Annotated in this window: 17 protein-coding genes; 8 read left to right on the top strand and 9 right to left on the bottom strand. The window is 43.7% G+C overall.

Translation table 11 applies throughout. From position 1 onward, the window contains the following. Positions 1–83 precede the first annotated feature (83 nt). The 8 genes from fis to rsmD form a co-directional block, all read right to left on the bottom strand. Complete coding sequence (gene fis / locus B1L02_RS16060; protein ID WP_010374122.1) at positions 84–374, bottom strand: DNA-binding transcriptional regulator Fis; 291 nt, start codon at positions 372–374, stop codon at positions 84–86. 45 nt (positions 375–419) lie between these two features. Next, on the bottom strand, positions 420–1,385 hold the full coding sequence (gene dusB / locus B1L02_RS16055; protein ID WP_088531827.1) for a tRNA dihydrouridine synthase DusB: 966 nt from the start codon (positions 1,383–1,385) through the stop codon (positions 420–422). Positions 1,386–1,688: 303 nt separating this feature from the next. Continuing rightward, positions 1,689–2,561 (bottom strand): 50S ribosomal protein L11 methyltransferase, encoded by an 873-nt coding sequence (prmA, locus tag B1L02_RS16050; protein ID WP_088531826.1) that lies wholly within the window; start codon positions 2,559–2,561, stop codon positions 1,689–1,691. A 74-nt stretch (positions 2,562–2,635) separates the two neighbouring features. After that, positions 2,636–4,486, bottom strand: a complete 1,851-nt coding sequence (gene rpoD / locus B1L02_RS16045) for an RNA polymerase sigma factor RpoD (RefSeq protein ID WP_010374116.1) — start codon at positions 4,484–4,486, stop codon at positions 2,636–2,638. 121 nt (positions 4,487–4,607) lie between these two features. Then, on the bottom strand, positions 4,608–6,347 hold the full coding sequence (dnaG, locus tag B1L02_RS16040) for a DNA primase (RefSeq protein ID WP_088531825.1): 1,740 nt from the start codon (positions 6,345–6,347) through the stop codon (positions 4,608–4,610). 177 nt (positions 6,348–6,524) lie between these two features. Beyond that, positions 6,525–6,971 carry a GatB/YqeY domain-containing protein gene (locus B1L02_RS16035; protein WP_010374111.1) on the bottom strand — a complete coding sequence of 149 codons (447 nt, stop codon included), beginning with the start codon at positions 6,969–6,971 and terminating at the stop codon, positions 6,525–6,527. A gap of 20 nt (positions 6,972–6,991) precedes the next feature. Then, positions 6,992–7,207 (bottom strand): 30S ribosomal protein S21, encoded by a 216-nt coding sequence (gene rpsU / locus B1L02_RS16030; protein ID WP_010362466.1) that lies wholly within the window; start codon positions 7,205–7,207, stop codon positions 6,992–6,994. A gap of 197 nt (positions 7,208–7,404) precedes the next feature. Next, complete coding sequence (gene rsmD / locus B1L02_RS16025; RefSeq protein WP_088531824.1) at positions 7,405–7,989, bottom strand: 16S rRNA (guanine(966)-N(2))-methyltransferase RsmD; 585 nt, start codon at positions 7,987–7,989, stop codon at positions 7,405–7,407. A gap of 262 nt (positions 7,990–8,251) precedes the next feature. Between rsmD and ftsY the strand changes: the two genes are divergently transcribed. The 7 genes from ftsY to B1L02_RS15990 all read left to right on the top strand — a co-directional run bounded on the left by ftsY (position 8,252) and on the right by B1L02_RS15990 (position 16,131). Then, on the top strand, positions 8,252–10,417 hold the full coding sequence (ftsY, locus tag B1L02_RS16020) for a signal recognition particle-docking protein FtsY (protein ID WP_088531823.1): 2,166 nt from the start codon (positions 8,252–8,254) through the stop codon (positions 10,415–10,417). A 113-nt stretch (positions 10,418–10,530) separates the two neighbouring features. Further along, a complete protein-coding gene (gene ftsE / locus B1L02_RS16015) occupies positions 10,531–11,208 on the top strand; it encodes a cell division ATP-binding protein FtsE (protein WP_017218471.1) in 678 nt (225 codons plus the stop codon). Beyond that, on the top strand, positions 11,205–12,191 hold the full coding sequence (ftsX, locus tag B1L02_RS16010) for a permease-like cell division protein FtsX (RefSeq protein ID WP_088531822.1): 987 nt from the start codon (positions 11,205–11,207) through the stop codon (positions 12,189–12,191). Before ftsE ends, ftsX begins: the two co-directional genes overlap by 4 nt. A 298-nt stretch (positions 12,192–12,489) precedes the next feature. Next, a complete protein-coding gene (gene rpoH, locus B1L02_RS16005) occupies positions 12,490–13,347 on the top strand; it encodes an RNA polymerase sigma factor RpoH (protein ID WP_010374102.1) in 858 nt (285 codons plus the stop codon). 195 nt (positions 13,348–13,542) lie between these two features. Next, positions 13,543–14,256: a 1-acylglycerol-3-phosphate O-acyltransferase gene (locus tag B1L02_RS16000; RefSeq protein ID WP_174694563.1), complete on the top strand. Its 714-nt coding sequence runs from the start codon at positions 13,543–13,545 to the stop codon at positions 14,254–14,256. Continuing rightward, the gene (gene rraB / locus B1L02_RS15995) at positions 14,256–14,591 is read left to right on the top strand and encodes a ribonuclease E inhibitor RraB (protein WP_010374098.1); all 336 of its coding nucleotides are present in this window, start codon (positions 14,256–14,258) and stop codon (positions 14,589–14,591) included. Before B1L02_RS16000 ends, rraB begins: the two co-directional genes overlap by 1 nt. Positions 14,592–14,856: 265 nt before the next feature. After that, the gene (locus tag B1L02_RS15990) at positions 14,857–16,131 is read left to right on the top strand and encodes an HD-GYP domain-containing protein (protein ID WP_088531820.1); all 1,275 of its coding nucleotides are present in this window, start codon (positions 14,857–14,859) and stop codon (positions 16,129–16,131) included. On the opposite strand, the gene B1L02_RS15985 is transcribed toward B1L02_RS15990, so the two are convergent. Then, positions 16,128–16,445 carry a hypothetical protein gene (locus B1L02_RS15985; protein ID WP_088531819.1) on the bottom strand — a complete coding sequence of 106 codons (318 nt, stop codon included), beginning with the start codon at positions 16,443–16,445 and terminating at the stop codon, positions 16,128–16,130. The genes B1L02_RS15990 and B1L02_RS15985 overlap by 4 nt on opposite strands. A 374-nt stretch (positions 16,446–16,819) precedes the next feature. Here B1L02_RS15985 and B1L02_RS15980 point away from each other — a divergent pair, with 374 nt between their 5' ends. Then, positions 16,820–18,079: an outer membrane protein transport protein gene (locus B1L02_RS15980; RefSeq protein WP_088531818.1), complete on the top strand. Its 1,260-nt coding sequence runs from the start codon at positions 16,820–16,822 to the stop codon at positions 18,077–18,079. Positions 18,080–18,122 lie beyond the last annotated feature (43 nt).

Below are 18,122 nucleotides of genomic sequence, written 5' to 3'. Positions count from 1 at the left end.
AAATGTCCGCTAGCTGCTGAATTTTAAACAATAAAAAAGCACCCGAAGGTGCTTTTTTATCAACTAAATTTTACCAGCAGTGCTTAGTTCATGCCGTATTTTTTTAGCTTCTTGCGAAGTGTGCCACGGTTGATACCTAAAAGGATCGCTGCGCGAGTCTGGTTACCACGAGTATAAGTCATAACCTCTTCAAGTAGAGGTGCTTCAAGCTCAGAAAGAACTAACTCATAAACGTCTTGTACGTCTTGACCATTAAGCTGCTTTAGGTAGTGATGTACAGCTTTTTTAACTGCATCGCGCAAAGGTTGCGGTTTCTCTTGTGACTGAACATGAGCGTTAGTAATAAATGGAGAAGTCACATTTTGTTCGAACATCGTTATGTCTCTTTCTTAGTTAGCCTGAAGGATGAATAAATTCATTCACCCTAATGTTTCAAAATAGTCTTCTAATGCCTCGATTTGCGCTTCTGGCGTCTCCAAGGCATTGAATACTCGCCTAAATTGACCTTCTTGGTCATGGGCCTGCAAATACCAAGATACATGCTTGCGTGCGATGCGCGCTCCCATTGGCTCACCATAGAATTGATGAAGATTTACTAAGTGCTCCATCAATATTGCTCGAACCTCTGCTATTTCAGGTTCTGGCAAATGTTCACCGGTTTGCAAATAGTGGTCTATTTCTCGGAAAATCCAAGGACGACCTTGGGCGGCTCGACCAATCATAATGGCATCTGCGCCCGTGTATTCCAGCACCTGTCGCGCTTTTTGAGGAGACGTAATGTCACCGTTTGCCACCACAGGAATAGATACTGAACGTTTAATCTCTCTAATCGTGGCGTATTCAACTTCGCCCTTATACATACATGCTCTTGTACGACCATGCACGGCTAGCGAAGCAATGCCTCGACGTTCAGCTATGCGAGCAATCTCAACTCCGTTACGATTGTCTGTGTCCCATCCTGTACGGATTTTTAACGACACAGGCACGTCAACGGCAGCAACCACAGCGGTTACGATTTCGTCAACCAACTCTGGATATTGCAACAATGCTGAGCCTGCAAGCTTCTTGTTCACTTTCTTAGCGGGGCAGCCCATATTGATATCTATGATCTGCGCACCGTTTGCGACATTAAATTGTGCTGCTTGCGCCATCAACTCAGGATCCGCTCCTGCGATTTGTACCGAGCGAATGCCCGATTCACCGCTGTGATCCATGCGATTTTGCGACTTATCGGTTTTCCACACTTTTGGATTTGAAGACAACATTTCTGATACCGCAAGCCCAGCACCTAGACGTCGACACAGTTGTCGAAACGGTCTGTCAGTGATCCCAGCCATTGGTGCTACGATAAGATTGTTTTCAAGTTGGTATGGACCAATACGCACTACAGTTTAATCCGCCTTACCTCAAGGGGCGCTAAGTTTACGGTTTTTTTCGCAAAAATCAAAGGTTATAAATTGAACATAATTGCTTTTTTTTTGAACTTTATGGGTTGACATTTGATAACAACCTGAGAGCCCAGATAATTTGCACGAAATTTATGCAAAAACAATTTTAAAGGTACAATTTGAGTCGAAAATTTATGCTGTAAAAAATGCGTAAAGCCTGTTAATTACAGGCTTTACCAGTTAAAACTTACTAACTTTCATTGAGCCGCTGGTACTTTTGTCAGCGCTAAGTTAGCAGCCTTATTTTTTCACACCGCTGACGCGCGTCCATTCGCCTTGTTGGGCAATGTTGTCTAGGTTTAAAAATGGTGCGTAGACATCCGCGACGGATTGCGCTTGCTCTTCTAAAATACCAGACATAGCGATGGCACCTTTGTCGCCTAAGAAGCCGAGAATGATTTCGTGTAGCTCTCTAAGCGGCTGTGCAAGAATATTGGCAACGACGATATCTGCACTGAATTGCGGTTGGTTTTCAGGTAAATACACTTCTAGTTTATCTGCAACACCATTACGCTCGGCATTATCGCGGCTCGCGATAAGCGCTTGTGGATCGATATCAATACCAATCACACGCTCAGCGCCTAATTTGATCGCTGCAATTCCTAAAATCCCAGAGCCACAGCCAAAATCAACGACCGTTTTACCGCTGAGGTCTTGTTGTTCTAGCCACTGTAGGCAAAGTGCGGTTGTGGCATGGGTACCAGTACCAAATGCAAGGCCCGGATCCAGTAACACATTGACGGCATTGGGATCTGGCACATCACGCCAGCTTGGGCAGATCCATAATCTCTCGCCAAACTTAATTGGGTGGAAATTATCCATCCACTCGCGTTCCCAGTCTTTGTCTTCTAGCTGTTCAAGCTTGTAGTTTAACGGCTTGTCGTATTGTGACTGGACAAAGTCAACGACTGCTTGCATATCATGGTTCGCTTCAAATAAACCGATCACCGTTGTCTCAGGCCATAAGATGACTTCGCCTGGTTTTGGTTCGTAAACGGGATTGTTTTTACTATCCATGAATGTGACAGATGGACAACCGACATCCATAAGCATATCGCTTAATGCATCGGCATCGGCTTTATCTGAATAAATTCGGATTTGGATCCAAGCCATGTGTGTGTACCTATTTAATCCAATTAGTATAAAAAAGGCCGCTGAATAGCGGCCTTAATCTTATTTGCTACTTTTTAGCCCTTAACGTCTAAAAAGCTCTTTAATAGATCTGAGCGAGAAGGGTGGCGCAGCTTACGTAGCGCTTTAGCTTCAATCTGACGAATACGCTCACGTGTTACATCAAACTGTTTACCCACTTCTTCTAACGTGTGGTCTGTATTCATATCGATACCGAAACGCATACGTAGTACTTTGGCTTCACGAGCGGTAAGGCCTGCCAGCACTTCGTTGGTCGCGCCACGAAGACTTTCCATCGTTGCTGAATCAATCGGCGACTCAATAGTAGTGTCTTCGATAAAGTCACCAAGATGTGAATCTTCATCATCACCGATTGGCGTCTCCATTGAGATTGGCTCTTTGGCGATCTTTAACACTTTGCGGATCTTGTCTTCAGGCATCATCATACGCTCTGCCAACTCTTCAGGACTTGGCTCACGGCCCATTTCCTGTAGCATTTGACGAGAGATACGATTCAGCTTGTTAATTGTTTCAATCATATGCACTGGAATACGGATAGTTCTTGCCTGATCCGCAATCGAGCGAGTAATCGCCTGACGGATCCACCAAGTTGCGTATGTTGAAAACTTATAACCACGACGGTATTCAAATTTATCAACCGCTTTCATCAGACCGATGTTACCTTCTTGGATCAGATCCAAGAACTGTAGACCACGGTTGGTATACTTTTTAGCGATTGAAATTACAAGACGTAAGTTCGCTTCAACCATCTCTTTCTTCGCACGGCGAGCTTTTGCTTCACCAATACTCATGCGACGGTTGATGTCTTTAATACGCTCAATGCTAAGACCTGTGCTATCTTCAAACGCTTTAAGCTTGTTAACACAACGCTCGATTTCAGGTTTTACTTCAGCCAGTTTTGCTGAGTGTTTTTCACCTGATGCAATTTCAGCATCGATCCATGCGGTATCGGTTTCATTGTTAGCAAAGTGCTTAACGAAAACCTTTTTTGGAACCTTGGCAATCTGAACTGCTTGTTTCATGATGATGCGTTCTTGAACACGCACTTTATCCATCATGTCGCGCATGTTATTTACCATGCGGTCGAATTGCTTAGGAACTAACTTGAAAGTACGGAAGTGATCGCCGATTTCCTGAATTGCAGCTTTCGCATCAGGGTGCGAGCGACCTTTACTTTCAAAAATTTCTCGCGCTTTATTGTACAGCGTACGAAGTTGTTCAAAATGCTCACGAGCTTCTTCAGGATCTGGACCTGAATCGCCTTCTTCTGAGTCATCATCGTCATCATCTTCATCATCATCTTCGTCATCTAAGTCTTCATCACTTAGCTCAGAACCGATGTGTGTTGCTGAAATTGGTGCTTCGTCTTCCTCGATTGCATTAGGATCAAAGAAACCAGAAACAATGTCGCTTAGGCGCATCTCTTCTGCTTCGTACTTATCCCATTGCTCTAGCAGGTAAGTAATCGCTTCAGGGTATTCTGCAACAGAAATCTGTACTTGGTTGATCCCTTCTTCAATACGCTTAGCGATTTGGATTTCGCCTTCACGAGTTAGAAGTTCAACCGTACCCATTTCACGCATATACATACGAACAGGGTCAGTTGTGCGGCCAATTTCTTTTTCTACTGTTGCTAAAGCCGCAGCCGCTGCTTCCGCAGCATCCTCATCTGTTGTTGTTTCTTGCATCATCAACTCGTCAGCATCAGGCGCATTTTCAGAGACCTGAATACCCATATCGTTGATCATGCTGATGATATCTTCTACCTGATCTGAGTCTATGATGTCTTGTGGAAGATGATCGTTAACTTCTGCAAAAGTTAAATAACCTTGCTCTTTACCTTTCTGAATCAGAAGTTTGAGTTGTGACTGAGGAGATTGATCCATAGAGAAATTTGCTTCCACTCTGAAAAGTTGATACAACAGGCGCCAGCTATTTAACAGCTAAATTTTGATGACGCAGTGAATAGAACATTATAGCACCGAAAATTGCTATTGACTAGAACTTCTACTGTTTAAGCGCTTGGGTAAGGAGTGCGCATTCTAGCCGCTCATCATTTGTTAGGCCTTCGGTTTTCTCCTTTATTAATAGGGTCTCTAGACGATAATTTAAACACTGATCTTCAATAAATTGAAAAGTATTTTTAAATTCGTCTTCTAGCCTATCTTCAGCAACGCCATGTTGCCACACCGCAAGCTTTTTCAAGGCATCGAATTCAGCTTGGTCGCGATAATGTTCAAGTAACTGCGCTGTATTTATTTGCGGATTATCGTTACATAACATTTGTAAACTCAGCAGCAGTTGAATACCTGGGATCGCCATTTCACCGAGTTCAGGCATATATTCAATCGTTTGCGCAAGCTGTGGATGTTGGAGCAGTAAGCCAATTGCTCGGCGCATCGGCGTGACTTTAAATTGGCGCTCAATTTTATTCTGCTGTTTGTTACTTGCCAATTTAGCGCTCAGTTGCTCACGGGTACGACCAATTAACCTTGCTAAAGTAGTCAACAAGCTCTCTTGGTAGTAGTCACTGGGTATTTTGCTAATGAGCGGAATGGCATCGGTAAGCAGCTTGGATTTGCCTGCATCATTTGTAAGGTCGCATTGCTCACGTAATTTGGTAAACAATACTTGCGTATAATCGGTTGCCGTTTCTAGCCGTGCTTCAAAGGCGTCTTTGCCTTCTTGCTGTACTAATGAGTCTGGATCTTCACCATCAGGTAAAAATACAAACTGTAGTGACTTACCGTCTTTTAAGTTAGGTAGAGCATGGTCAAGCGCACGCCAAGCTGCATCGCGGCCAGCTCTGTCACCGTCGTAACAGCAGATCACTCTGTCGGTATTACGAAACAAAGTTTGCATGTGTTCAGCTGTGGTTGCAGTGCCTAATGCGGCAACGGCGTAATCAATGCCTTTTTCTGCTAGGGCAACGACGTCCATATAGCCTTCCACAATCAACACTTTATCTAATTGCTTATGGGCTTGTTTAGCCTCATAAAAGCCATAAAGTTCGAAACTTTTATGGAAAATGCGTGTTTCAGGCGAGTTTAGATATTTAGGGCCTTGATCTGCACCCATTATCCTTCCGCCAAATGCGATGACACGGCCACGTTTATCACGAATAGGGAACATCAAGCGATCGCGGAAGAAGTCAAATTGGCGGCCAGCTGACTTTTCCGATGCTAATTTTAAATCAAGCAGCTGTTGTTTGTGCTCGGGCTTACGGGCTATCTGGTTACACAATGACTCCCACTCAGGCGGTGCATAACCAATCATAAACTTTTGCACAGTCTCGCCGCTCAGGCCGCGTCTTTTCACGTAGTCGATGACTTGAGTGGCGTTGCTATGATGTTTTAACTGATGCTGGTAAAACTTAGCCGCTTGGAGCATTAAGTCATAGTCAGACTTTTTCTCTTCCATTGAACGCTGCGGCCCTTGCGGGGCATTTTCGCGTGGTACTTCTAAGTTTAATAGGGCGGCTAGTTCTTCAATGGCATCAACAAACTCAAGCTTGTCGTATTCCATTAAGAAGGAAATTGCGTTGCCATTAGCACCACAACCGAAGCAATGATAAAACTGTTTATCACGTGACACGGTAAATGAAGGTGTTTTCTCATTGTGAAATGGACAGCAGGCTTGATAGTCTTTTCCTGCCTTTTTCAATCCCACACGACCGTCTATGAGCTCGACAATGTCCGCTCTTGCGAGCAAGTCATCAATAAACTGTCTAGGGATTTTGCCTTTCATTTATGTTCCGAAGTTGTACTAGTGAGTGAGCGCATTATATCAAGTAGCGACGAGAAAAAATCAACTTAATTCAATTAAGGTATCCTATCAGCGCTGCATTGATACGCATGACGCCTAAAACGAAGAAACCGAGCGCAAGGCTCGGTTCACTTATCAATCATACAATTGTATGTGGGCTTAAGCGGTAAGTCTTTGCTTAATTAAACCAGAGACTTTACCCATATCAGCACGACCTTCAGCTTCAGCTTTAATCGCACCCATTACTTTGCCCATGTCTTGCATGCCTGACGCACCAGTTTGTGCAATCACGGCATCAATTAGCTCGACAATTTCATCTTCGCTAAGTGGCTTAGGAAGGAATGTCTCAAGTACGCTAATTTCGTTAGCTTCGATATCAGCTAAGTCTTCACGCCCTGCATCTTTATACTGGGTATAAGAATCGCGACGCTGCTTAACCAACTTAACTAAAACCGCAGTAATGCCTGCGTCGTCTAGTGTAGTTTGGTTGTCGATTTCTCGCTGTTTAATTTCAGCAAGTACCGCACGAATCGCGCCAAGACGAAGTTTCTCTTTGGCTTTCATCGCTTCTTTTTGCGCGTCTTTTAGCGTAACTAATAAGCTCATTGATACAAGACCAATACTGATTAGTATAATTTAACGCGACGTGCGTTTTCGCGAGAAAGCTTCTTCATGTGACGCTTAACCGCTGCAGCTTTTTTGCGCTTACGCTCAGCAGTTGGCTTCTCGTAGTGCTCGCGACGACGAACTTCAGAAAGGATACCTGCTTTTTCACATGAACGTTTGAAACGACGTAGTGCAACGTCAAACGGCTCGTTTTCTCTTACTTTAATTACTGGCATTAAAAATTCACCTACCTAATTAATGAGCTTAGCTCTATCTGGCTAAAAACTAGCCAATTGGTTCAAAAATGGTGCGGTATTGTAATCTGAAGCAAGACCGCATGTAAAGCCTAAATTATAGCTAAAAACACCAGCCCTGTCATGTCATACGCTAGCGGCTGTTTTTTCATTCTTTATGAAAGAATTATTAAGGAGTTTTAGCGCTGATAAAGGCGGCAGATCACTTGTCCTGCATGTTTTTCTTTAATCACTCGCCAGTTATCTGGTGTGTCAGGCTGTGCCTCTTGTTCAAACTCAACATAGATGAGTGCGTCTTCGCTGAGCCAAGATTGTGACTCAAGTAAGTCACAACAAGGAGTCACAAGCCCTTTGCGAAAGGGTGGGTCAATAAAAACCAAGTCATATTGCTGTTGCTTAGGGTTATTTGCCAGCATGGATAACGCGTCGGTATTAATGATTTCAACGTTATTCAGTTTGAGTAAGGTTGCATTATTGCTAAGCTGCGTCGCCGCGGTTTTATCAAGTTCGATAAAGGTTCCGCTTGCTGCAAAGCGTGAAATAGCCTCAAATCCTAGACTGCCAGCACCGGCAAAGCAATCGAGTACTTTTGCGTCTCTTACGTCCTGCATGAGCCAATTAAAGACGGTTTCTTTCATCCTATCTGTTGTTGGTCTTAATCCCACAACATCATGAACTGGTAACTTGCGACCTTTATGCTTACCACTGATCAGGCGGATGAAACCAGACTGTTGGGTATTTGACTTAGGCTTAGATTTTCTCATAGCGACGTAATTTGCTTCTTTATTAAAGGTTCTTGGTGTCAGGATTTTTCATCCTTACGGAACATGGTACACTTGCACGCAATTTTGTCTAAGCACTAAGGTTGCCATCCTCGGCTTGCCTTTCGAGCCCAAAATTAAGTGTGATATCAATCCAAGCAAAAGCAATAAGCTGATGCGGATTGGCGTTTTCGAGTATGGTATCAAGATCATCAACATTTTGCTTTGGGTTTATGCAATTTATCTAACACGGTCATAAGTGAATATGGGAAAGAAAAACAAATTTTTATCTTGGTTGGGCTTTGGTAAATCCGACAAAGAGCAACAAGAAGCGGAGCGTCAAGAACAGTTAGCAAAGGAGCAGGCTGCGCGTGAGGAATCAGAGCGTCAGGCGCAATTAGCTAAAGAACAGGCCGAGCGTGAAGAAGCAGAACGTCAGGCACAATTAGCTAAAGAACAGGCCGAGCGTGAAGAAGCAGAGCGTCAGGCACAACTTGCGAAAGAACAAGCTGAGCGTGAAGAAGCAGAGCGAGAACAGGCCGAGCGTGAAGAAGCAGAGCGTCAGGCACAACTTGCGAAAGAACAAGCTGAGCGTGAAGAAGCAGAGCGTCAAGCAAAACTCGCTCAAGAACAAGCTGAGCGTGAAGAGGCGGAACGTCAGGCACAATTATCTAAAGAACAAGCCGAGCGTGAAGAGGCCGAACGTCAGGCACAACTTGCGAAAGAACAGGCCGAGCGTGAAGAGGCAGAACGTCAAGCAAAACTCGCTCAAGAACAAGCCGAGCGTAAAGAAGCAGAGCGTCAGGCACAACTTGCGAAAGAACAAGCCGAGCGTAAAGAAGCAGAGCGTCAGGCACAACTTGCGAAAGAACAAGCTGAGCGTGAAGAGGCAGAACGTCAGGCACAACTTGCGAAAGAACAGGCCGAGCGTGAAGAGGCAGAACGTCAAGCAAAACTCGCTCAAGAACAAGCCGAGCGTGAAGAAGCAGAACGTCAAGCAAAACTCGCTCAAGAACAAGCCGAGCGTAAAGAAGCAGAGCGTCAGGCACAACTTGCGAAAGAACAAGCTGAGCGTGAAGAGGCAGAACGTCAGGCACAACTTGCGAAAGAACAGGCCGAGCGTGAAGAGGCAGAGCGTCAGGCACAACTTGCGAAAGAACAAGCTGAGCGTGAAGAGGCGGAACGTCAAGCAAAACTCGCTCAAGAACAAGCCGAGCGTGAAGAGGCGGAACGTCAAGCACAGTTGGCGAAAGAACAAGCTGAGCGTGAAGAGGCAGAACGTCAGGCACAACTTGCGAAAGAACAGGCCGAGCGTGAAGAGGCAGAACGTCAAGCGCAATTAGCAAAAGAACAAGCTGAGCGTGAAGAGGCGGAACGTCAAGCAAAACTCGCTCAAGAACAAGCCGAGCGTGAAGAAGCAGAGCGTCAGGCACAACTTGCGAAAGAACAAGCTGAGCGTGAAGAGGCGGAACGTCAAGCACAATTGGCTAAAGAACAAGAAAAGCCAAAAAAGGAAGGGTTCTTTTCCCGTCTTAAAAAAGGCTTGTTGAAAACCAAGGTCAATATCGGCTCAGGCTTTGCTTCGATATTCAAAGGCAAGAAAATCGATGATGAGTTGTTCGAAGATCTAGAAACGCAATTGCTAACGGCAGATATTGGTGTTGAAACCACGATGAAGCTGATAGATAACCTGACTGATGCTGCTGATAGAAAGCAGTTAAAAGACGGTGAAGCTTTATACGATCTAATGAAAAAAGAAATGTCAGAGATCTTAAAAACGGCAGAGCAACCGCTTGAGATCCCTGCCGATAAGAAACCTTTCGTTATCTTAATGGTCGGCGTAAATGGCGTTGGTAAAACGACGACAATCGGTAAGCTTGCCAAACAGTTTCAAAGCGAAGGTAAATCTGTCATGTTGGCGGCTGGCGATACTTTCCGCGCGGCTGCAGTAGAGCAGTTGCAGGTATGGGGTGAAAGAAATAGCATCCCTGTTGTTGCCCAGCATACTGGTGCTGATTCTGCGTCGGTGGTATTTGATGCCTTTCAAGCCGCTAAAGCGAGAAATATCGATGTATTAATAGCGGATACAGCGGGTCGATTACAAAATAAAGATAACCTAATGCAAGAGCTTGAAAAGATAGCTCGAGTAATGAAAAAGTTAGACCCAGATGCGCCACATGAAGTGATGTTGACGATTGATGCCGGAACTGGTCAGAATGCGATTAGTCAGGTAAAACTGTTTAATCAAGCGGTTGGCTTAACTGGTATCACGTTAACTAAGCTTGATGGTACAGCCAAAGGTGGGGTTATCTTTGCTGTGGCGGATCAGTTTAAGGTGCCAATTCGATATATTGGTGTAGGTGAAGGCATTGATGACTTACGCACCTTTAAGAGTGATGATTTTATCGAGGCATTGTTCAGTCAAGAATAAATAGAAACATCAGTTGCAACAAAGCGGGCAAATTTGCCCGCTTTATTCGATTGCCGAATTGCTACAATGCCACGGACTGAGTGTCATGGTTAAAATAAGTATAAGAGGCCAACATGATTAAATTTGAGCAAGTGAGCAAAACTTATCCTGGTGGGCACAAAGCGCTGGAAAAAGTTAGCTTTGAACTTGCAAATGGAGAACTTGCATTTTTAACCGGCCATAGTGGCGCAGGTAAAAGTACATTATTAAAGTTGGTTAGCGTGATGGAAAGGCCATCAGCAGGCCGTGTCTACATTAATGGTGTCGATCTCAATACGGTATCTAACCGGCAAGTTCCTTTTGTTCGCCGAGATATTGGGATTATTTTTCAAAACCATCGCCTACTAGAACGCTACAGCGTATTTGATAACGTCGCACTACCTTTAGTCATTGAAGGAACCCATCATAAACAGATCACCAAAAGAGTACATGCCGCTTTGGACAAGGTGGGTTTGCTTGATAAAGCAAAGTGCCATCCGAGTGTGTTATCTGGAGGTGAACAGCAACGTGTTGGCATAGCAAGAGCGATTGTTAACTCTCCGCCTTTGCTGCTTGCAGACGAACCTACTGGAAACTTAGACCCCGAACTATCGATGGAAATTCTGAACCTATTTGAAGAATTTAACCGCCGTGGTACATCCGTTCTTATCGCTACCCATGATTTAGGGTTAATAGCACGTATGAAGTACCGTAGCTTCACGCTTAATCAAGGCCGTATGCTACAAGATCCACTGGCGGAGGACACGTTATGAGTTTGCTGTTTAAAGGACGAGGAAATCAGGCTGAACAGAGTAAAAAGTCGGTATTTCATCATTTTTACTTTTTTTGTTTGATGATTATTCGTCAAGGTGTACAGAGCCTTGGGGAAATGTGGCGTACGCCAATGGCCTCTTTAATGACTATTCTAGTTTTGGGACTCAGCCTGACATTGCCCGCGACGCTTTATGTGGTAGTGAAAAATGTACAGCAGGTAAGTAGTGGGTTTAAAGAGGCATCTGAAATATCATTGTTCGTTAAAGATGAAATGACAGAGGCACAGACACAAACCTTGGTGAAGCGGCTTGCACTTTATCCAGAAATAGAAAAAGTAGTACTGATAAGTAAAAACCAAGCTTTGGATGAATTTAAATCAACGTCTGGCTTTGGTCAGGCGCTTAACTATTTAGAAGAAAACCCATTGCCTAATGTTGTACTGGTAACGCCTGTTAGCCGTTTTAGAAAACCCCAAGCAGCAACAGAGTTACTTGCTAAGCTAGAAAAAGAGCGCGAGGTTGAGTTTGGTAAGCTGGATATTGAATGGCTAGAGCGCCTAAATGCACTACTGGGGTTACTAAAAGAAAGTGTGATCACCGTGGGATTCCTATTACTTAGCGCCGTTATCTTGATTATTGGCAATACCATACGCTTATCCATCATGGATAAAAAAGAAGAAATCCAAGTGCTAAAACTGGTGGGAGCGACCAATACCTTTATTCAGGCTCCGTTTCTTTGGACTGGTGTATGGTATGGCATAGTCGGTGGTTTGGTTGCCTTTATCTGCGTTGCTCTTATGTTGTGGTGGCTGGAGTCAGCCGTATCTACGGTTGTTGGGGTATATCAAAGCAACTTTGTGCTTCAGGGAATGGCAGGGAATGAACTTTTAGTGCTACTTGGCACTGCGATTACTTTAGGGTTTGTAGGCTCCTTTCTTTCTGTACACCGTTATATCAAAGAGATTGAACCTGAAAAGGTATGATTGAACGCTACAAACACCAATCGACTGCTAAAGTGTAGCAGTCGATTGCCAATTACTATCAGATTTTAGCACTTAAACAATCAGAACTAATTAAATTTAGCACTGTCATAAAAAAATAATATCGTAAAAAGAAGCCTAGTTAATTCGATATTTTCATTAATATTCAATTGGTTATCTTTTATTTTTGAAGTTCTTCTAAAAAGGTTGATTTTAAAAATCAGATAAAGTAGATTGCATTTAGCACTCTAGATGTTAGAGTGCTAAATATACACGAAACGGTTTATCACTGAGGTGAAACATGACTAAAGATTTATACGCATTAGCACTAACTGGGCAGCAGAGCGCAAGTGTTGAAGGTTACCTTCAATCTGTAAGCACAATACCTATGCTTGGCGCTGAGGAAGAGAAAAAACTTGCGACACGTCTTCAGGAAGAAGGGGATCTTAACGCGGCTAAGCAACTCATTATGTCTCATTTGAGATTTGTTGCTCACATCGCAAAAAGTTATTCGGGCTATGGCCTACCTCAGGCTGACTTAATCCAAGAAGGTAATATTGGATTGATGAAAGCAGTAAAGCGTTTTGACCCAAGCGTGGGTGTGCGTCTCGTATCTTTTGCGGTACATTGGATTAAAGCAGAAATCCATGAATATGTATTAAAGAACTGGCGTATTGTTAAAGTTGCGACGACAAAAGCGCAGCGTAAATTATTCTTCAATCTGCGCAAAAATAAAAAGCGTTTAGGTTGGTTTAACCAAGACGAAGTGACAACGGTTGCAAACGAGCTTGGTGTAAGTGAGAAAGAAGTTCGCGAGATGGAGTCTCGTATGGCAGGCCAAGATATGGGCTTTGACCTATCTGCTGATGATGACGAAAGCCAAGCGGGTAACTTCTCTCCAGTACAGTATTTAACAGACACAAGTAGCGACCTTGCCGAAGAAGTTGAGCAAGAGCAGTGGCAAGAGCAGTCACATAATCGCCTATTTGCAGCATTGAAAACGCTTGATGAGCGCTCTCAAGATATCGTAAGCGCACGTTGGCTTGCTGACGAAAAGGCAACACTACAAGATCTTGCTGAGAAATATAGCGTGTCGGCAGAGCGTGTACGCCAGCTAGAGAAGTCAGCGATGAAAAAGCTGCAAAACGCAATGAGCTAAATTTTGCAAAAATGATAAATCGTGTGTCAAATGCCGCTACTCAGCGGCATTTTTATTTTCTATAGACAGATCAGTATCTTAACTATCATATCCACCTACTCCTTTGGCATTCTCTAACACTATCATCATTTTGAGCTTACAAGTGTTCGCTTAATTTACTATAATGCGCGAGACTTTAATTCTGGAGTGGTTAAATTGATTGCCATTATACGAATTCTCTTATTAGCAGTGTTTATTATTGTTAGTGGTATTTGCGGATTGTTATTGTGTATTGCGCGCCCCTTTCATGCCAACAATGTGCATACGATAGCCAAATGGTATGGCTATATGTCGAAGTTGATAGGCGTTGAGTTGGTGATCACGGAGCATGAAGATGCTAAGCATGTTGTCCCTGCGATGTACGTTGCAAATCACCAAAATAATTATGATCTCTTTACGCTGCCGGCCGTGGTGCCAAAAAACACCGTCAGCATGGGTAAAAAAAGCTTAAAGTGGATCCCGTTCTTTGGGCAAATGTATTGGCTATCTGGCAATATTTTGATTGATAGAGCTAATCGTTCTAAAGCTTTAGGTACACTGACCAAATCAGCTAAAAAAATTACTGAATCAAAACTATCGGTTTGGATGTTCCCTGAAGGGACCAGAAGCTATGGTCGCGGGCTGTTACCATTTAAAACAGGGGCATTCCATACTGCGATGAGCGCCAAAGTACCTATTATTCCCGTATGCATGAGCTCAACACATGAGCAGATAAAGCTCAATCGTTGGAATAATGGCAAGGTCTATATCGACATACTAGAGCCAGAATATTTAGACCCAGAAGTGCCTGCGAGGGATCACGCAGCTCAGATCCATGCTAAAATGGCTCAAAGAATAGCGGAACTAGATGCAAAAGCGAGATTAACATAATGGAAAACTGGCGTGAGATAAGTGAAGACATCGTTTCTTCATTGCTAGAAGACGGTTCAAACCCTGAAACCCTTTACGAAGTAGAGCATCACTTTGTAAGTGAGGATTTTGACAAGCTGGAAGCTGCAGCATTAGCGGCATTTAAATTGGGCTATGATGTTGAAGAGCCAGCTGAACTTGAGCTCGAAGACGGTGGTAAAATTTGGGGCTTCGATGTTGTCGTAGAAGCCGAGCTGGATACCGACGTCATCATGGAAGACGTAGACAAGTTAGAAAAGGTTGCATTAGACGCTGGCGTTGAATACGACGGCTGGGGAACTTATTTCCAAGAATAGCAACCGTATAAAACCCAGCATGTATACGGTGTTGGGTTTTCCTTCCTGCAACATTTCACGAATACTTCAACCTCAAAATGAGTAGTTAGTTATTTAACTAGGGTTTAGCTAGATGCTTAGTATTCGAAACCCACGGGACTATCAAACGTTTTCTGAGTGGTTGGGTTTCTCCATACCTTTGTGTGAATTTAATCTGAATAGATGGTGTTTCACCTCATTCAATGGTATTAATATTCATTGGCTAACTAAGTAGTGTAAGCGATTCATGCAGATTGTCCTTCCCATTGAAGATCTTAGACCTGGAATGTTTGTGGATAATGTTCACAAGCATAAGTCTGACGCGGGCGTTAAGATCAAATCTAGGGGAATGGTCAGAGATGAAGCCATCATTCAAAAGCTGATTGATAAAGGGGTACTGGAGCTCACCATCGACTTTACGCAGAGCGATATTCCTGTACCACAGAAATACCAACAGCCAGCAGAACCGGTCACTGAAACGCCACAAGTGTCTGAAGAACCAGCCGCTAAAAATGGCATGGATGGTAGTCTTTCCACCGCTCGCAGCAAGCCAAAACCTAAAGCCAAAACGGTGAGTAAAGAACAAACTTTGCAGCAAGAATTTGCTATTGCGATGCAAAAGTTTGAAAAAAATAACCGTCAGATCCAAAGCCTATATGGGGATGTAACATCGGGTTTGAAGGTCGATATGAGCCTCATCAATGAGGTAAGTAAAGACATCGTCGATTCGGTACTGCGCAATTCAAATGCGATGGCGATTTTAACTCGGATCAAAGACAAAGATGCCTACAATTGGCGTCATATGACCAATTGCGCAATTCTGATCACCGTATTTGCCAAGCATCTCGGTTTGCAACATCACATCATTGAACAGCTAGCCATGGGAGCGATGTTGCATGACATTGGTCACGCTAAGTTACCCCAGGGGCTGATCAATAAGCCGGGTAATTTTACCGATCTTGAGTATCGTGCGGTCAAAAAGCATGTGGCGCAGTCATTGGGGTTGAGTAAAGGAGAGTCTGGTATTACGCCTATTATGCTGGACATGATCATCAACCATCATGAACGCTTAGATGGCACTGGCTATCCCAGAGGGATTAAAGAAGATGCACTCAGTACTGCAGCAAGAATGATGGCAATTGTGGATGTATACGACGCCATAACCTCAGATCAGCACCATAAAGAGGCTGATGAACCGATTAATGCGTTACGCTTTTTGCTGTCGAGTAAAAAGCAATTTGACCCTATTTTAGTGCAGCGTTTTATTAAGTGTATGGGGGTTCACCCCGTAGGGACTATTGTTAAACTGACCAACGAGCGATTAGGGCTGGTACTAGAAGGCAATAAACATGCACCCACCGCACCTCTTGTACGTGTGTTTTACAATACCAAACATCTCCACCATGTTACGGCAAAAGATTTGGATTTAAGCGAGTCAGACATAAAAGTGATCGCAAGCGTTAGGCCGCTTGATTATCAAATTAACCTCTCACGATTGCTAAGAGATCAATTATTGATTTAAGGCTTGGATTGCGCGACTGGGAAGAAAGCGTTTTTACAGCGTCTTTTGAGGTTTTGCCATTTTGCAGAGAGCATAGCACCAGTCATACAGCTCGCCATCATTAATATCCACAGTAATGTTCCCTTTTCCGAATGTAACGCTACACAGTTTAGCAGCAGCGATAGCAGTGCTGCGACAATAGCACCTAACCAGTACTGGCTGACCGGGTTATCACACTCTCCCGCGTGGCGACAGGCACAGTAGTTTGCTTTACACAGGCAATAAACGCTGAGACCGCAAAATACCAATGCACAAACGATTAATGCTATCGACATGTTGTTCTCCTTGGCACGATTAGCACACAGAATGACTCACACTCAGATTAAAGAGTGTATATAAGGGATGACGGTACGTCAATGATATTGGTAATTATTATCATTTGGTAATTAATCTCATCCGATGAGTTTATAAAGTGCGTAATTTGTGCGTTATATGTTCACTTAATCAACGAAAAGTCGCAAAAAAGGAGATTTCTACTCCACTTTTAGGTAGGGTGTCATAAATTTATTATTCTGCCAATTTGTTGTGTGTGTGGCATAGCTGGATATTGGCTAGGTGAGCAAGGTCACGGTGCGGCTACGCAGTGTTACTCGAATTGGTTTTTTTAGCCATTACAAAGAGAAATGGTTAGTTCACAGGGGATTAGAGTATGAACAAAGTATTATTAGGTCTTATCGCATCAGGTGCGATTTTATCGTCATCACAAGCACTAGCTGCCGCCTTCCAACTTGCGGAACAAAACGTATCTGGCCTTGGTCGTGCTTATGCGGGTGAAGCATCTGCAGCCGACGATGCGTCAGTGGTTGCACGTAACCCAGCATTGATGGGTAAGCTATCAGGCACGCAATTATCAGTAGCAGCTATGTATGTTCAACCGGACGTAAGCCTGACGGGAACAGGTACTAGCAATGGTATCCCTGCATCAGCGTTAAATGACAACAGCATCGCACCAAGTGCTATTATTCCTGCTATTTATGCAACACACAAATATAACGACCAATGGTCGATTGGTGCTGGTATCTATTCACAGTTTGGTCTATCTACGGAGTTCGATAAGGATTATGTTGCAGGCCAAATCGCGGGTGAAACTGAAATCGTCACAGTTAATGCTGGTATTTCCGCTTCATACCAAGTTGATGAGCAGTGGAGTGTTGCTATGGGTATTAATCATGTTTATGCCGATGCAAAAATTATCCGTAACTTGGGCGCGAACAACTTAGGTCAGCCAGCTAGTCTTGAAGCTGTTTACCTTGAAGGTGATGATACGGGGTTCGGTTGGAATGTTGGTGTAGCTTATCAAATTGATGAAAACAACCGTCTTGGCTTCCACTATCGTAGCGAAACTGACATTACTTTTGATGGCCACTTCCGTAGTGCTTTACCTACTGCGATGGGTGGTACTAGCAACGTATCTGTTCCTGGATATGTAGATGTTACCCTACCTGCGATTGCGGAGATCTCGGGTTCTCATAAACTAAACCAAGAAACCTCACTACACTACAGCGTGCTCTGGACAGGTTGGAGCAGCTTTGATGAACTTAAAGCGATTATCGGTACTTCACAGTCTGCGTTTACTAAAGAAGAAAACTTCTCAAACTCTTTGCGTTTCTCTGTTGGTGCTGACTATCAGCTAAGTGAGTATGTTAAGTTGCGTGCTGGTATGGCGTATGATGAATCTCCAGCGGATGAAAACCTTCTGTCAATTTCAATCCCAGATACAGACCGTACCTGGTACTCTTTTGGTGCTGAGTATACTTTACCAAATCAAGCAACACTTGATGTTGGTATCAGCTTACTACGAGGCAAGACTCAAAACTTTATCGAGACTGACAAAGCGAAAAGCGAGTGGGGGTTCCGCTCTAAAGGCCACGCGATGATTTTTGGTCTTCAGTATAACCACAAGTTCTAATTGTGAGTGAACAATAAAAAAGCGGCTTTTAGCCGCTTTTTAC

It is taken from the genome of Pseudoalteromonas piscicida, assembly GCF_002208135.1.
Classification (GTDB): domain Bacteria; phylum Pseudomonadota; class Gammaproteobacteria; order Enterobacterales; family Alteromonadaceae; genus Pseudoalteromonas; species Pseudoalteromonas piscicida_A.
The sequence above is the reverse complement of the archived record's forward strand: the minus strand, read 5'-3'. Positions and strand labels throughout refer to the sequence as shown.

Excerpts from the sequence above, each read along its gene's own strand:
- ftsE (WP_017218471.1), top strand. The coding sequence starts at position 10,531 with ATGATTAAATTTGAGCAAGTGAGCAAAACTTATCCTGGTGGGCACAAA.
- rraB (WP_010374098.1), top strand. The coding sequence starts at position 14,256 with ATGGAAAACTGGCGTGAGATAAGTGAAGACATCGTTTCTTCATTGCTA.
- fis (WP_010374122.1), bottom strand. The coding sequence starts at position 374 with ATGTTCGAACAAAATGTGACTTCTCCATTTATTACTAACGCTCATGTT.
- ftsX (WP_088531822.1), top strand. The coding sequence starts at position 11,205 with ATGAGTTTGCTGTTTAAAGGACGAGGAAATCAGGCTGAACAGAGTAAA.
- B1L02_RS15980 (WP_088531818.1), top strand. The coding sequence starts at position 16,820 with ATGAACAAAGTATTATTAGGTCTTATCGCATCAGGTGCGATTTTATCG.
- dnaG (WP_088531825.1), bottom strand. The coding sequence starts at position 6,347 with ATGAAAGGCAAAATCCCTAGACAGTTTATTGATGACTTGCTCGCAAGA.
- rpoD (WP_010374116.1), bottom strand. The coding sequence starts at position 4,486 with ATGGATCAATCTCCTCAGTCACAACTCAAACTTCTGATTCAGAAAGGT.
- rpoH (WP_010374102.1), top strand. The coding sequence starts at position 12,490 with ATGACTAAAGATTTATACGCATTAGCACTAACTGGGCAGCAGAGCGCA.
- B1L02_RS15990 (WP_088531820.1), top strand. The coding sequence starts at position 14,857 with ATGCAGATTGTCCTTCCCATTGAAGATCTTAGACCTGGAATGTTTGTG.
- B1L02_RS16035 (WP_010374111.1), bottom strand. The coding sequence starts at position 6,971 with ATGAGCTTATTAGTTACGCTAAAAGACGCGCAAAAAGAAGCGATGAAA.
- rpsU (WP_010362466.1), bottom strand. The coding sequence starts at position 7,207 with ATGCCAGTAATTAAAGTAAGAGAAAACGAGCCGTTTGACGTTGCACTA.
- prmA (WP_088531826.1), bottom strand. The coding sequence starts at position 2,561 with ATGGCTTGGATCCAAATCCGAATTTATTCAGATAAAGCCGATGCCGAT.
- ftsY (WP_088531823.1), top strand. The coding sequence starts at position 8,252 with ATGGGAAAGAAAAACAAATTTTTATCTTGGTTGGGCTTTGGTAAATCC.
- B1L02_RS15985 (WP_088531819.1), bottom strand. The coding sequence starts at position 16,445 with ATGTCGATAGCATTAATCGTTTGTGCATTGGTATTTTGCGGTCTCAGC.
- rsmD (WP_088531824.1), bottom strand. The coding sequence starts at position 7,989 with ATGAGAAAATCTAAGCCTAAGTCAAATACCCAACAGTCTGGTTTCATC.